This window comes from Defluviimonas sp. D31 (genome assembly GCF_033436765.1).
In the GTDB taxonomy this organism is placed as follows: domain Bacteria; phylum Pseudomonadota; class Alphaproteobacteria; order Rhodobacterales; family Rhodobacteraceae; genus Albidovulum.
In genome coordinates, this window is sequence record NZ_JAWQFN010000007.1 from 168,111 (window position 1) to 181,871 (window position 13,761).

At 69.3% G+C, this 13,761-nt stretch carries 14 protein-coding genes; 10 read left to right on the forward strand and 4 right to left on the reverse strand.

Annotated features, from left to right (window positions below):
• Positions 1 to 265 precede the first annotated feature (265 nt).
• Positions 266 to 871, reverse strand: a complete 606-nt coding sequence (locus R5H32_RS13960; protein WP_318339293.1) for an EF-hand domain-containing protein — start codon at positions 869 to 871, stop codon at positions 266 to 268.
• A gap of 173 nt (positions 872 to 1,044) precedes the next feature.
• Between R5H32_RS13960 and R5H32_RS13965 the strand changes: the two genes are divergently transcribed.
• The 5 genes from R5H32_RS13965 (at position 1,045) to R5H32_RS13985 (ending at position 6,156) form a co-directional block, all read left to right on the forward strand.
• Entirely contained in the window at positions 1,045 to 1,737 is a 693-nt protein-coding gene (locus R5H32_RS13965) for a glutathione S-transferase family protein (protein ID WP_318339294.1), read from the forward strand.
• Positions 1,738 to 1,748: 11 nt separating this feature from the next.
• Entirely contained in the window at positions 1,749 to 3,125 is a 1,377-nt protein-coding gene (locus R5H32_RS13970; protein ID WP_318339295.1) for an L-serine ammonia-lyase, read from the forward strand.
• A 58-nt stretch (positions 3,126 to 3,183) separates the two neighbouring features.
• Positions 3,184 to 4,197, forward strand: coding sequence for a TIGR00341 family protein (locus R5H32_RS13975; RefSeq protein ID WP_318339296.1), 1,014 nt, complete (start codon positions 3,184 to 3,186; stop codon positions 4,195 to 4,197).
• A 53-nt stretch (positions 4,198 to 4,250) separates the two neighbouring features.
• Positions 4,251 to 5,147, forward strand: coding sequence for a DMT family transporter (locus tag R5H32_RS13980; RefSeq protein WP_318339297.1), 897 nt, complete (start codon positions 4,251 to 4,253; stop codon positions 5,145 to 5,147).
• Positions 5,148 to 5,220: 73 nt separating this feature from the next.
• Positions 5,221 to 6,156 carry a DMT family transporter gene (locus R5H32_RS13985; protein ID WP_318339298.1) on the forward strand — a complete coding sequence of 312 codons (936 nt, stop codon included), beginning with the start codon at positions 5,221 to 5,223 and terminating at the stop codon, positions 6,154 to 6,156.
• Here the strand turns inward: R5H32_RS13985 and R5H32_RS13990 are convergent.
• A complete protein-coding gene (locus R5H32_RS13990; RefSeq protein ID WP_318339299.1) occupies positions 6,122 to 6,793 on the reverse strand; it encodes a thiamine diphosphokinase in 672 nt (223 codons plus the stop codon). The two genes, R5H32_RS13985 and R5H32_RS13990, sit on opposite strands and share 35 nt — an antisense overlap.
• Before the next feature lie 140 nt (positions 6,794 to 6,933).
• On the opposite strand from R5H32_RS13990, the gene R5H32_RS13995 reads away from it, so the two are divergent.
• A complete protein-coding gene (locus R5H32_RS13995; RefSeq protein ID WP_318339300.1) occupies positions 6,934 to 8,646 on the forward strand; it encodes a hypothetical protein in 1,713 nt (570 codons plus the stop codon).
• 40 nt (positions 8,647 to 8,686) lie between these two features.
• Here R5H32_RS13995 and R5H32_RS14000 read toward each other — a convergent pair whose 3' ends face one another.
• Both R5H32_RS14000 and R5H32_RS14005 read right to left on the reverse strand, forming a co-directional pair.
• Positions 8,687 to 8,929 (reverse strand): DUF2842 domain-containing protein, encoded by a 243-nt coding sequence (locus R5H32_RS14000; RefSeq protein ID WP_412099025.1) that lies wholly within the window; start codon positions 8,927 to 8,929, stop codon positions 8,687 to 8,689.
• Complete coding sequence (locus R5H32_RS14005) at positions 8,929 to 10,221, reverse strand: adenylosuccinate synthase (protein ID WP_318339301.1); 1,293 nt, start codon at positions 10,219 to 10,221, stop codon at positions 8,929 to 8,931. The genes R5H32_RS14000 and R5H32_RS14005 overlap by 1 nt, the downstream gene beginning before the upstream one ends.
• A 189-nt stretch (positions 10,222 to 10,410) precedes the next feature.
• Here R5H32_RS14005 and R5H32_RS14010 point away from each other — a divergent pair, with 189 nt between their 5' ends.
• The 4 genes from R5H32_RS14010 (at position 10,411) to secG (ending at position 13,671) form a co-directional block, all read left to right on the forward strand.
• Positions 10,411 to 11,991 carry an HD domain-containing phosphohydrolase gene (locus R5H32_RS14010; protein WP_318339302.1) on the forward strand — a complete coding sequence of 527 codons (1,581 nt, stop codon included), beginning with the start codon at positions 10,411 to 10,413 and terminating at the stop codon, positions 11,989 to 11,991.
• A gap of 229 nt (positions 11,992 to 12,220) precedes the next feature.
• Positions 12,221 to 12,616, forward strand: coding sequence for a nuclear transport factor 2 family protein (locus R5H32_RS14015; protein WP_318339303.1), 396 nt, complete (start codon positions 12,221 to 12,223; stop codon positions 12,614 to 12,616).
• 232 nt (positions 12,617 to 12,848) lie between these two features.
• Positions 12,849 to 13,244 (forward strand): DUF6524 family protein, encoded by a 396-nt coding sequence (locus R5H32_RS14020; RefSeq protein ID WP_318339304.1) that lies wholly within the window; start codon positions 12,849 to 12,851, stop codon positions 13,242 to 13,244.
• A 67-nt stretch (positions 13,245 to 13,311) separates the two neighbouring features.
• Positions 13,312 to 13,671 (forward strand): preprotein translocase subunit SecG, encoded by a 360-nt coding sequence (gene secG, locus R5H32_RS14025; protein ID WP_318339305.1) that lies wholly within the window; start codon positions 13,312 to 13,314, stop codon positions 13,669 to 13,671.
• Positions 13,672 to 13,761: the final 90 nt, after the last annotated feature.

Sequence of the window (13,761 nt, forward strand, 5' to 3'; positions counted from 1 at the left end):
GGGCAAGGGGGGCAACGGTGCCTCCGCACCGCCTCCGCGCAATGGCGGAGTCGCTCCAGAGCTGCGGCTTCGGCGCCGCGGCACGAACACGGCGGCAGCATCACGTCGCCGGCTTCACGCGCCGACGCCGCGGCATCAGCCCGGCGGCAGTGGCGCTGCGGCACGCCCTCGGTGGCGCCGGCAGCAGATCAGCAAAGGCGGCGCCACGGCACGGGCTTCGCGCAGCGGCGCCGTGCCTCCGGCAGGACAACCACGCCCGCCCCGATCAGATTGCCTTTCGAACCACCGCGAGGTCGAGCGCCGCCACCGCCTCCACACCCGCCATGACCTCGGCGAGCGTCACCCGCCCGTCGCGATCGAGATCGAACGCCATCAGCGCCATGAGTTCGGCCGCGTCCCGCTCGTCCAACGCAGCGAGCGCCGCCGCCTCGGCATGGGCCTTCAGTTCCGCTGCCGAGATTACACCGTCGCCGTCGCGGTCGGCCCGTTCCTGCGCGAGCTTCAGCTTGCCGCGCCGCCCCTCGTAGGAGCGCGCGATCAGCCCCTCGACCTCCGCCGCCGTCATCCGCCCGTCATTGTCGAGGTCGGCGCGAAGGAACCGCTCCATCTCGCGCGCCCGGACCTTCGCCCGCGTCGCCCGGATCGCGGTGTCGATCCCGTCCGGGCCGACCCCGCCCCCAACGCCGAAGCTCAGGATCAGATCGGCCGCGTCCTCGGCATAGGCAGCCTTGCGCGCCTGGATACGGGAGACGACCCGCTCCGGCAATACCCGGACAAGCGCCGCGCCGTCGGCGACCGCCACGGGCCGCTCCTTGGCCGCCGCAACCGCGGCGAAAAGCACCAGAATGATGAAAACCACGCGCCCGATCATCGCCTCTCCTCCGCAAGGATCGCCGCCAGTCTCGCCCGTCCTTGTTAAGGAAGCGTTGACGCCAACCGCCACGGCGCTGGCGGAGCCGCCGTAAATCGCGGCAAAGGGTCGCTTTCCGCCTCGCGGCGCGGGCCGGTCCGGCGGATAACCACGCGAAGCCCCGGAGCCCGCCGATGTATGTCCTCCACTACGCCCCCGACAATGCCTCGCTGATCGTGCGGCTCGCGCTCGAGGAGCTCGGCCAGACGTTCGAGACGCGGCTTGTCGACCGCAGCATCCGCGCCCAGGACGGCCCCGCATATCGCCGGCTGCATCCGAACGGCCTGATCCCGGCGCTCGAAACCCCGGACGGGCCGATCTTCGAGACCGGCGCGATCCTGCTGTGGCTCAGCGAGCGCCACGGCGCGATGGCACCGCAGCCCGGCGCTCCCGACCGCGCCGCCTTCCTGAAATGGCTGTTCTTCACCTCGAACACGCTCCACGCCGACATCAGGCTGCATTTCTACCCCGAAAGCCACGCCGGCGCGGCCGACTGCATCGCCCCCTTCGCCGCCACAACCCGCGCCCGCATCGCCGGCCATCTCGCGATCGCCGAGGCGCTGGCGGCCCGGCGGCCGGCCTGGCTCCGCCCCGAGGAGCCCTCGGTCCTCGGGCTCTACCTCGCCTGCCTCCTGCGCTGGCTCGCGCTCTACCCAAAGGGCGGTACCGGCTGGTTCGACCTTGCCGCCTACCCGGCGCTCCAGGCCCTCGCGCTCGGCCTCGAGACCCGCCCGGCTGCGCGCAAGGCCGCCCTTGCCGAAGGGCTCGGCGAAACCGTATTCTCAAACCCCTCCCTCGCCTGCCCGCCCGAGGGCAGCGCCACCTGAAAGGCCCCGCCATGTTCCTCTCCGTCTTCGACATGTTCAAGGTGGGCGTCGGCCCCTCCTCGTCCCACACGATGGGCCCGATGGTCGCGGGCGCCCGCTTCCTCGAGGCCTTGCGCGCCTCACCCTTCCACGCCCACGGGCTGAAAGCCTCGCTGCACGGCTCCCTGGCCTTCACCGGCAAGGGCCATGCCACCGACCGCGCGACGATCCTCGGCCTCGCGGGCTTCGCGCCCGACACCTATGACCACGAGAAGGCCGAGGCCACGCTCGCCGCCATCGCCGAGACCGGCACCGTCACGCCGCCGGGCCTGCCGACGCTGCAGTTCCAGCCCGAGACCGACCTCGCCTTCGACTACGGCCCGAACCTGCCCGGCCATGCCAACGGCATGATCCTGATGGCGACGGATGCCGAGGGCGACGTCATCCTGCAGGAGACCTACTACTCGATCGGCGGCGGCTTCGTCCTGACCGAGGGCGAACTGATGAACGCCGACAAGACCGCGGCCAAGCCCACGGGCTGCCCCTACCCGTTCGAGAGCGCCGCGAAGATGCTCGAGATGGCGGCCCAGTCCGGCAAGTCGATCGCCGAGATGAAGCGCGCCAACGAGCTGCATTTCCGCTCCGCGAAGGATCTCGACGAGGGCATGGCGCGGATCTGGCAGGTGATGAACGACTGCATCGAGCGCGGCCTCGCCACCGACGGCATCCTGCCCGGCGGCCTGAAAGTACGCCGCCGCGCCAAGGGCATCCATCAGGCGCTGAAGGCCGAGCAGGGGCTGAACCTGACCGCGCCGCACACGATCAACGACTGGATGAGCGTCTACGCTATGGCGGTGAACGAGGAGAATGCCGCCGGCGGTCAGGTCGTCACCGCGCCGACGAACGGCGCGGCGGGCGTCCTGCCGGCGGTGATCCGCTACTGGCTCGACCATGTGCCGGGCGCGAGCCAGTCGAGGATCGGCGACTTCCTCCTCACCGCCGCCGCAATAGCGGGCCTGTGCAAGCACAACGCCTCGATCTCGGGCGCCGAATGCGGCTGCCAGGCCGAGGTCGGCTCGGCCGCCGCGATGTCGGCCGCCGGGCTCTGCGCGGTGATGGGCGGTACGCCCGAACAGGTGGAAAACGCCGCCGAGATCGCGCTCGAGCACCATCTCGGCATGACCTGCGACCCGGTGAAGGGGCTGGTGCAGGTGCCCTGCATCGAGCGGAACGGCCTCGGCGCGATCAAGGCGGTCTCGGCGGCCTCGCTGGCGCTCCGGGGCGACGGCAAGCACTTCGTGCCCTTGGACTCGGCGATCGAGACGATGCGGCAAACGGGGCACGACATGCACGAGAAATACAAGGAAACCTCGCTCGGCGGGCTCGCGGTCAACGTCCCGAACTGCTGAGCGGACACGCCTCGGATCGCGAAGTGGCGACCCCGGCCGGCATCGGCTATGAAGACGCATGAGCCTTCGCCAGATTCATGTCAGCGCGCCTGAAGCATCCGTCTCGAGGCTTCTCGCGGCCGCCGAGGATCACGGCGCCATCGCTGTGCGCGTCTTCGCGGAGGCGCAGGCGCCGGGGCGGAAGCTCGTGCAGATGCTGGTCGGCCGCGGCCATCGGCAGGATCTCATCGACGCGCTGCAATCCGCGCTCGGCCCTGCAGGCGACTGGCGCATCACGCTGACGCCCGTCGAAACCACGATCCCCTTCCCCGATGACGACGATGAGGAGGAGGACAAGGAGGACGAGAAGCCCAGCGGCCCCGGCGGCCGCACCCGCGAGGAGATCTACAACGAGGTCTGGACCGCCGCCGAATGGGGGCGCGACTACATCGTCTTCGTGATCCTCTCCACCATCGTCGCGGTCTTCGGGATGCTCGCCGACAACGTGGCGGTTGTCGTCGGCGCGATGGTGATCGCGCCGCTCCTCGGGCCCAACCTCGCCTTCGCGGTCGGCGTCGCGCTCGGCGACGGCAAGCTGATGGCGCGGGCGGCGGGCGCGAACCTCCTCGGGATCGCGCTCGTCCTGGCGCTCAGTACAGCCGTCGGGTGGTTCTGGCACCTCCCGATTTCGTCGTCCGAGCTGATGGCGCGCAGCAATGTCGGCTTCGACGGCATGGCCATCGCGCTCGCCTCGGGCGCGGCGGCGGCGCTGTCGCTCGTTACCGGGGTATCGTCGGCGCTCGTCGGCGTCATGGTCGCGGTTGCGCTCCTGCCTCCCACCGCCGCGATCGGGCTCTTTCTCGGCGCGGCCCGGCCCGATCTCGCGGCCGGGGCGGCACTTCTTCTCGGCGTCAACGTCGTCTGCGTGAACCTGGCCGCCCAGATCGTGATGGTCACACGCGGAATCACGCCGCGCACGTGGTTCGAAAAGCAGAAAGCTCGCCGCGCCAGCCGGCGGAACGCGGCACTCTGGGCGATCCTGCTGGTGGCGCTCGCCCTCTTGCTCTGGCTGCGAGGGCCGCTCTCCGGCTAGGCGGGCGAGATCCGCGATTGCGGTGCGGCCCGGCGCCTCCTAGTCTCGCCCCGATGCGCCCCGACCGTCCCCTCCTCGGCATCCTCCTGATGCTCGGCTTCTGCCTCCTCGCCCCCATCGGCGATTCCATCGCCAAGCTCCTCGGGCCGCGGATCCCGCTCCTCGAACTCGTCGCCACCCGCTTCGCGGTCCAGGCCGCGGTGCTCGTGCCGCTCCTCGCCATCACCGGCGGCACGCTCAGGATGCAGCGCCGCACCGCCCTCCTGACCGGGCTGCGCACGCTCCTGCACATCACCGGGATCGCCGCGATGTTCCTCTCGCTGCGCTTCCTGCCGCTCGCCGACGCGGTCGCCATCGCCTTCGTGATGCCGTTCCTGATGCTGCTGCTCGGCCATGCCGTGCTCGGCGAGGAAGTGGGCCGCCACCGGCTCGCCGCCTGTGCCGTGGGCTTCGCGGGCACGCTCCTCGTGATCCAGCCGAACTTCGCCGCGGTCGGCGCGCCCGCGCTGCTGCCGCTTCTCGTGGCCCTCGTCTTTGCGCTCTTCATGCTCGTCACCCGCCAGATCGCCCGCGACACCGACGCGATCACGCTCCAGGCGGCGAGCGGCCTTCTCGGCTCGGCGCTCCTCCTGCCCGCGCTCCTCCTGGCCGAGGGCTCCGGCCTCGCGGCGCTCGCCCCGGTCTGGCCCGCGCCGGGCGACGCGGCGCTCCTCCTGGCGCTCGGCCTTTTCGGCACCGCCGCCCATCTCCTGATGACCGGCGCCCTGCGCTTCGCACCGACCTCGACGCTCGCGCCGATGCAATATCTGGAAATCCCCTTCGCCACGCTGATCGGCTGGGCGGTCTTCGACCAGTTGCCGAACCGGCTCGCGGCCCTCGGCATCGTCTTGACGATCGGCGCCGGGCTCTACGTCATCGCCCGCGAACGCCGCCTCGCCCGCGCCGCCTGAGCGCCGCGCCGGCCCGACACCTCGCGTCGCTTTCGGGATGGACGCGCACGCCGCCGCAGGCTAGCGGGAGGCCATGAACCTCGATGACCGTATCCTGCCCGGCGTCGCCCTGATGATCGGCTTTTGCATCTTCGCGCCGCTGATCGATGTCGCCTCGAAACTCGCCGCGCAATCAGTGCCGGTGGGCGTGGTCACGCTCGGCCGCTTCATCGTCCAGGCCGCGCTGATGCTGCCGGTGGTCCTCGTGATGGGCCTGACGCTCCGGCTCTCGCGGCGGGCGCTCTGGCTCACCGCCCTGCGCGCCGCGATGTCGATCGTCTCGACCTTCTGCTTCGTCGCCGCCGTCAAGGTCATGCCGATCGCCGACGCGCTCGCCATCGCCTTCGTCGAGCCCTTCATCATCCTCCTGATCGGCAAGCTCGTCCTCTCCGAACAGGTCGGGCCCCGCCGCCTTGCCGCCTCGGCGGTTGGGTTTGCCGGCGCGATGCTGGTGATCCAGCCCTCGTTCGCGGCCTTCGGCGCGGTGGCCCTCTTCCCGCTCGGCACCGCGATTTCCTTCGCGCTCTACATGCTCGTCACCCGTCACCTGTCGCGCCACGTCCACCCGGTGACGATGCAGTTCCAGACCGCGGTCGTCGCCGCGCTCCTCTGCCTGCCGCTCCTCGCCCTCGGCGACGCGACAGGCGAGCCCGCGCTCGCCTTCGCCCTGCCCGAGGGCATCTTCTGGCTCTGGTGTTTCTGTGTCGGCCTCGCCGCCACGGTCAGCCACATGGCGATGACCTACGCGCTGAAATTCGCGCCCTCCGCCACGCTGGCGCCGCTCCACTACCTCGAGATCGTGACCGCGACGCTCTTCGGCTACCTCTTCTTCAGCGACTTCCCCGACGCGATGACCTGGGCCGGCGTCGCCGTCATCGTCGGCTCAGGCCTCTACATCATCCACCGCGAGCGCCAAGTCGCCCGCGCTGCCCGCCTCACGCTCGACCCGCCGGCGCCAGAGCTGCGATAGCCGCGCCGAGGCAGGCGCGCGGCAGCATCACGAGCATCTTCGCGGCGTCGAACTCCAGCGTCACCGGCCCCAGCGCCCGGTTCGAGGTGCCGATCCGCCCGTCCGGCGCGAAATCCTCGCCCTCGATAGGCCAGAAAAGCCCCTCCGACCGCCCCGCCACCCGGCCCATCGGGTAAAGCGACACCCGCGTCCCCGCCGCGAGGTCGAGCGTGATCCGCCGCGGGGCGACGAAGACGACATCCTCGGAGCCGAGAATCAGGCAGCGCCGCGCCGGATGGCGCACCAGCGCCGACCAGACGGCGAGCGCATGATCGAGCCGCGCCCCGGTGAAGCCGAGCCCGAGGATATAGGGCGCCTCGATGCGGCTCAGGCATTTCTCGAAATCGGTCGTCTCCTGCTCGTCGATGCGCCAGATCCGCTCGGCCGGAATCGCCGCCCGCGCCGCCGGGCTCACGGAATCGAGATCGCCTATGACCGCCTCGGGCACATGCCCCGCCGCGATGGCCACATTCGCGCCACCATCGGCGGCTACAAGGAAGGGCGCCCTCGAAAGCGCCTCGGCCACGCAGCGATGCGATACCTCTCCTGCGCCAAGAAGCGTAACGGGTCGTGATGATTGGACAATGCCCCTGAACATGGCAGTATTGATGGCGAGCAAGGCGCGAGAACACAATCGCCGCCAGAAAGAATCCTTCTTTTTGCCTGCATTTGTCCACGCAAAGGCACGAGATTGTTTCCAGCCTGCGCAGACAGGCGAAGTCAGAAAGCGAGTATCCCATGGCCGGTGCAAGTAAGATCCTCACGGTCTCGTACGGCACGTTCTCCTGCACGCTGGAGGGCTTCGACGAGCCGTTCTCGACCATGAAGGCAATCGCCGAGTATTTCCGCGACCTCGCCGCGGACGACCGCTATTTCGGCGCCGAGCCGCCGACCCCCGATGCCGAAATGCTGCACCAGATCGCAGAGCGCGAGATCAGGCGCCGGGTCGACGCGAAGATCAGCGCGAATGGTGTCGTGCTGCGCCCACAAGACGCGTCGCCCGGCCAGGCGGCCACTGCACCGGCTGCGACCGAGCCCGAAGCCGCGCCGGCCGATGATGGCGTCGCCGCGAAGCTGCAGCGCATCCGCGCGGTCGTCGCGACCGCCCAGCCGGCCTCCGCCGCCGCCGGCGGCAACGAACCCGAAGCGGAAATCGAATCCGCGGCGCCCATGCCCGGCGACGATTTCGGTTTCGACATCGACCTCGGCGACGACCTCTCCGAGCCGATGGAAGCCTCCCCCGCCGCCGAAGCAGGCCCAGCCAGCGACTCCGCCGCCTCGGAAGACGACAAGCCGAGCTACTTCGAGCGCGCCCGCGCCCGTGTGATCAAGATCCACCGCGCGGCGGCCGAGAATGACGGGACATCCCCGCAGGCCATCCCGGCGATGCCCCAGACCGGCCGCGTCGCCGAGGCTGCCGCCTCCGACGAGACCACAGAAACCCGCGACGACGACCAACGGTCGGCGATCTTCGCCGCGCTCCACGACGACGCGAGCGCGGTCGCGACCGACGAGCCGCAGGACGACGCCGTCGACGCGGCCGAGCAAGACGAAGACTCCCAGCTGCTCGCCGGCATCAGCGCCGCGATAGGCGCCACCGAAGCCCCGTCCGGGCGCTGGCCGGCCGAGCCCCCGCATGGCGCGCCGCGCCGCCAGTCCATTGCCGGCCGCGCGCTTTTCGAAGGCCGGTCGAGCGACGACGAAGCCTCGGTCGAACGGCTGATGGAGGTCGCGAGATCGAAGCTCGAAGGTGTCGAGAGCCGCCGCCGCTTCTCGGCGATCACCCAGCTCAAGGCCGCCGTCGTCGCCACGGTCGCCGACCGCAAACTGAAATCCGGCGACGACCAGGGCCCTGCGCCGGTCGACACCCGGACCGATCTCGACCGTTACCGCGACGATCTGTCGAAGGCGGTGCGCCCGCGCCTGCCGGCGACCGAGATAGAGGATGTCGCGGCCACCCCGGCCACCCCGGCGACCGCGGCGAAGCCGCGCCCCGCGCCGCTGGTCCTGGTCTCCGCGCTGCGCATTGACGCCGAGCCCGAGCCGGCCGACGAGGATCTCGTCCGCCCGCGCCGCGTCAGCGCCGGTCAGCACGACCCCGACGAGGCCGAGTTTGAGGCCGAGGCCGAGGCCGATGTCGCGATCTCGCCCGAGGACGCGCGGAACTTTGCCGACTTCGCCGAGCGCCTCGGCGCGACCAGCCTCGTCGAGCTTCTCGAGGCCGCCGCGGCCTATACCGCCACGGTCGAGGGCCAGCCGCATTTCTCGCGCCCGCAGATCCTGCGCAAGATCGCCAACTTCTCCGACGAATCCGACTACAGCCGCGAGGACGGTCTGCGCTCGTTCGGGATGCTCTTGCGGCAGGGCAAGATCCAGAAGGTGCGCCGCGGTCAGTTCGCAATCACCGAGGCCTCGCGCTTCATGTCCGAGGCGCGCCACGCGACGCGCTGAGGCGTATCAGACCGAAGCGATCAGAAAAACGGAGCGGTTCTCACCGCTCCGTTTCGTTTCCGGCCTCCGGATCAGCCTTGCCGATGCCGCGGAAGACGAAGCGGAACGGCAGCATCCAGAGAAAACCGAGCCCGATGTAGATCAGCATCTCGACCCAGAACGGCTGCCGCCCGAACGCCGCGTCGAGCATGTTGATAAGGCTCACCGCGACGACGATATAGACCGGCAGCCCGATCAGCAGGATCAGGAGCGCGAGGCGCCGGCGGGTGCGGTAGGACAGCATCAGTCGGCAAACGGATCGGTGACGAGGATCGTGTCGTCGCGCTCGGGGCTCGTCGACAGAAGCGCCACCGGGCAGTCGATCAGCTCTTCGACCCGGCGGACGTACTTGATCGCGTTGGCGGGCAGGTCGGCCCAGCTCCGGGCGCCTTCCGTCGATTCCTGCCAGCCCGGCATTTCCTCGTAGATCGGTGTGCAGCGCGCCTGCTTGTCGGCGGCCATCGGCAGGTAGTCCAGCCTCTCGCCATCGACCTCGTAGCCCGTGCAGATCTTCAGCGTCTCGAACCCGTCGAGCACGTCGAGCTTTGTCAGCGCGATGCCCTTGACGCCCGAGGTCGCGCAGGTCTGGCGCACGAGGCAGGCATCGAACCAGCCGCAGCGGCGCTTGCGGCCCGTGACGGTGCCGAATTCGCGGCCCCGCTCGCCGAGGCGCTGGCCGTCGCCGTCATGCAGCTCGGTCGGGAACGGCCCCTCGCCCACGCGGGTCGTGTAGGCCTTGACGATGCCGAGGACGAAGTCGATCGCACCCGGGCCGATCCCGGTCCCGGTCGCCGCCTGGCCGGCGATGACGTTCGACGAGGTGACGAAGGGATAGGTGCCGAAGTCGATGTCGAGAAGCGCGCCCTGCGCCCCTTCGAAGAGGATGCGCTTGCCGGACTTCCGCGCCTCGTTCATCACCTTCCAGACCGGCGCCGCATAGGGCAGGATCTCGGGCGCGATGGCGCGCAGAGCGGCGAGGAGCGCGTCGCGGTCGATGGGCTCGAGCCCGAGACCGGCGCGCAGCGCGTTGTGATGGACGAGCGCGCGGTCCACGCGCAGTTCCAGCGTCGCGTCATCGGCCAGATCGGCGACCCGGATCACCCGGCGGCCGACCTTGTCCTCGTAGGCCGGCCCGATGCCGCGCCCGGTGGTGCCGATCTTGGCGACCGAGACCTGGCTTTCCCGCGCCCGGTCCAGCTCGCCGTGGAACGGCAGGATCAGGGGCGTGTTCTCGGCGACCATCAGCGTCTCGGGGCTGATCTCCACCCCCTGCTCGCGGATCGCCGCGATTTCCTTCACCAGATGCCAGGGGTCGAGCACCACGCCGTTGCCGATGACCGAGAGCTTGCCGCCGCGCACGACGCCCGAAGGGAGCGCGTTCAGCTTGTAGACCTTGCCGTCGATGACCAGCGTATGGCCGGCATTGTGGCCGCCCTGGAAGCGCGCGATCACATCGGCGCGCTCGGAGAGCCAGTCGACGATCTTGCCCTTGCCCTCGTCGCCCCACTGGGCCCCGACCACCACGACATTGGCCATCCGTCTCACTCCTCTGACGCCAAACCCGGCACGGTATAGCGGGGCGGAGAGGCGGGCGAAACCGGATTCTTGGCCGCTTGACGCCCGGAGGCGGCGAAACCCTCGACGCCACTAAACAATTCCGCAGACCGCCGCTCTTGGGCTAGGATGATGGTGCGGGCAGATAGTCCGAGCGATGGATCGCAACCGATGAGCACCGAGGTATCCGTCCGACGCGCCGACCTGATGATGGTGCTCGCCTATGCGACCGACCTTGCCACCGGCCAGTCGCGGGACTTCGCGCTTCGCTCCTGCATCGTCGCGATGCGCGTCGCCGGTGCGATGGACCTTGGCACCGAGCTCTGCCGCCAAGTCTATCACCACGCGATCCTGCGCTATATCGGCTGCAACGCCGACACGCACCTCCTCGCCTCGGCGTTCGGTGATGAGATCGCGCTCCGGCAGGACCTCGCGATCACCGACCTCGGCAACCATGCGGCCCTGGGGCAGACCTTCGTCAACGCCTTCAATCGGCATTTCTCGGACCTGCCGCCCGACCGGCTGAAGTCCGCGATCCAGCAGGGGCTGGCCGACGCCATCGGCATCAGCGTTCCGATCCTCGCTGGACATTGCGAGGTCGCCCAGCGCATCGGCCAGCGCCTCGGATTGACCGAGGACATGCGCGGCAATCTCGGCCAGTTATACGAACGCTGGGACGGCAAGGGCCTGCCGAACGGGCTTTCCGGCCAGAATGTCAGGCTGCCCGTCCGCATTGTCACGCTGGCGCAGGACGCCGTTGCCCTGAACGAGGCGCAAGGACCCGACAGGATGGTCGAGGAAATCCGGTCGCGGCGGGACGGCCCCTATGAGGCCGCGCTCGCCGACCTCTTCCTCGCCGACGCATCCGGCTTCATGCGAGGAACAGCCGGCGCGGCCACGCGCGAGGCGATCCTGGCCCTCGAACCGGAACCCCACGCCTATCTCGATGCGGCCGCCTGCGAAGAGGCGTTCACCGCCATCGCGGACATGATCGACATGCGGATGCCCTTCACCTTCGGCCATTCCCGCGCCGTCGCCAGGCTCGGCGATGCGGCGGGCCACTGCATGGGTCTGCCGGACGACGACATCCGCGCCATCCGTTGGGCCGCCTATGTCCATGACATCGGCGAGTTGTCGGTGCCGGTTTCGACCTGGCTGAAGGCGACGCCGCTTTCGCCGCGGGAAACCGACAGCGCGCAATTGCACCCTTATCACGGGGAAAGGGCGCTTGCCTGCCTCGGCGCCGACGGACGGGCCATCGCGGGCCTTGTCCTGCGCCATCACGAACGTCTGGATGGCACCGGCTATCACCGCTACGCCAAGGCACCGGACCTCTCGCCCGCCGCCCGTATCCTCGCCGCGGCCGAAACCTATTGCACCGCGATCGAGGACCGGCCCCATCGCCCCGGCGTGACCGCAGAGGCCGCCGCCGAGAAGCTGCGCAGCCTGGTCCGGTCGGGCAAGCTCTGCGCCGAGGGAACCGAGGCCGTCCTGACCGCCGCGGGCCAGGTTTCGCGACGCGCGGCCAAGCCAGGCATTGACGGCCTCACGCCCCGTGAAATCGAGGTGCTGCGCCAGATCGCCTCCGGCCTGACGGCGAAGGAAGCCGCCGCCATCCTCGGAATCGCGCCCAAGACGGCGGAAAACCATATCCAGAACCTCTACGCGAAAATCGGCGTCTCTACGCGCGCCGGTGCCGCGCTCTATGCGCTGGAGCGCGGCCTGGTCGCGGAAGAAATCGCCGCCGCCTGAGGAGTTCCCCTCATGTGAGGCGGCCTGAAAGCCGTCATCCTTCTGACTGTCGGGCAGTCACGCCCCGCCGGAAGGAGACGAAATGATGAAGATATTCGACTTTCCACCCCGCGAACGCCGCTGGTCGCCGTCCCGGCGCAACCTGCTGAACTCGGCTGCGGTCCTCGGCGCGGCTGGCGGCTCGACCGCACTATTCGCCTTAAAGTCACATGCATCCCAGGAGACAAAGATGACCGCAGAAGCCGCCGCCGACATCGTCCGCAAGGCCTATCACGCTTTCAACACCGGCGATCTCGACCTGTTCTCGACGCTTTCGTCCGAGAAGCTCACATGGCAGACGCCCGGCCAGTCGCCGATCGCGGGCATCCGCGACGGGCGCGAGGCCGTTTACGAGCAGTACGGCACCTACCTCGGCGAAACCCAGGGTACGTTCAGGGCGGAACTGCTCTACGTCACCGCCAACGGAAACGGTCAGGTGGTCGGCGTGCACCGCAATACCGGACAGCGCAACGGCAAGACGCTCGACACGATGTGCTGCATCACCTTCGAGGTCGCCGACGGGAAGATCATGTCCGGCAAGGAACACTTCTTCGACCTCCACAACTGGGACCAGTTCTGGGTCTGACACGCAGTCCCGCCGAGAGTCCGGACAAAGCGGTCCGGGCGACCCGCTCCGCGAACCAGGGCCCTCGCGCGGGACGCTGCGGGGGGTCTGCCGCGCCCGCGGTCCTCCCCCGGGGTGCCGGACCTGCGCCGCACACATGTCCGGCATCTCCGAAAACCGAAGCGGACGCGCGCCCACCCCGCTGGACAGACCGAACCGTGACGTATAGCCCTGCGTAAAACGGAGGCGTCACATGGGATTTCTCGCGCGCTGGCTCGCCGCGTTCGGGCTTCTGTCCGCGACCTACAACCCGACCGGCTGGAGCTTCGCGCACTGGGCTCGGCAGTCCTTTTCCGAGCAGATGCCACTGGTCGTGCTCGCCGGCCTCTTGCTTCTCATCGGCTACGTGATCTACCTGCGCGCCACCCTGCGCTCGATCGGCGGCCTCGGCATGGCGCTCGTCGCCGCCGTCGTGGCCGCTCTGGTCTGGGTTCTGATCGACCAGGGGCTCCTCCGGCTCGACGATCCCTCGTTCAACGCCTGGCTCGGGATTCTCGCCCTGTCGGTCGTTCTCGGCATCGGTCTGAGCTGGAGTCATGTGCGCCGCCGCATCAGCGGACAATCCGACATGGACGATGTCGGCGACTGAGGGGTTGCGGCCCCCTCGCCATGGGCCTAGATAGGCGCGTCAGCGAAATACGAAGGCCAAGCGGTTCATGGAAAACGTCGTCCTCACCGTCCATCTGATTCTCGCGCTCCTGATGATCGGAGTGGTGCTCCTGCAGCGCTCCGAGGGCGGCGGGCTTCTCTCCGGCGGCGGCTCGATGTCGGCCCGCGGCGCGGCCAACGCGCTGACAAAGGTGACCTGGCTCCTCGCCATCGGGTTCATCGCCACCTCGATCACGCTGACGATCCTCGCGGCCCAGAACGCCACGGGCACCTCGGTGCTCGACCAGGCCGGCGCAGAGGCTCCGGCCGAGGTTCCGGCGGACGCCACCGCGCCGGTGGTGCCCGAAGGCAACCTGCTGCCGCCGTCGAGCGATGACGCCCCCGCGGCACCGCCTCCGGCGGAATGACACCGCACCACAACGATTTGACCTGAGACACGATCCTTACCACAACACCTTGCGGTCCGGTTGCGGGCGGCGCGCGAATCTGTTATGCGT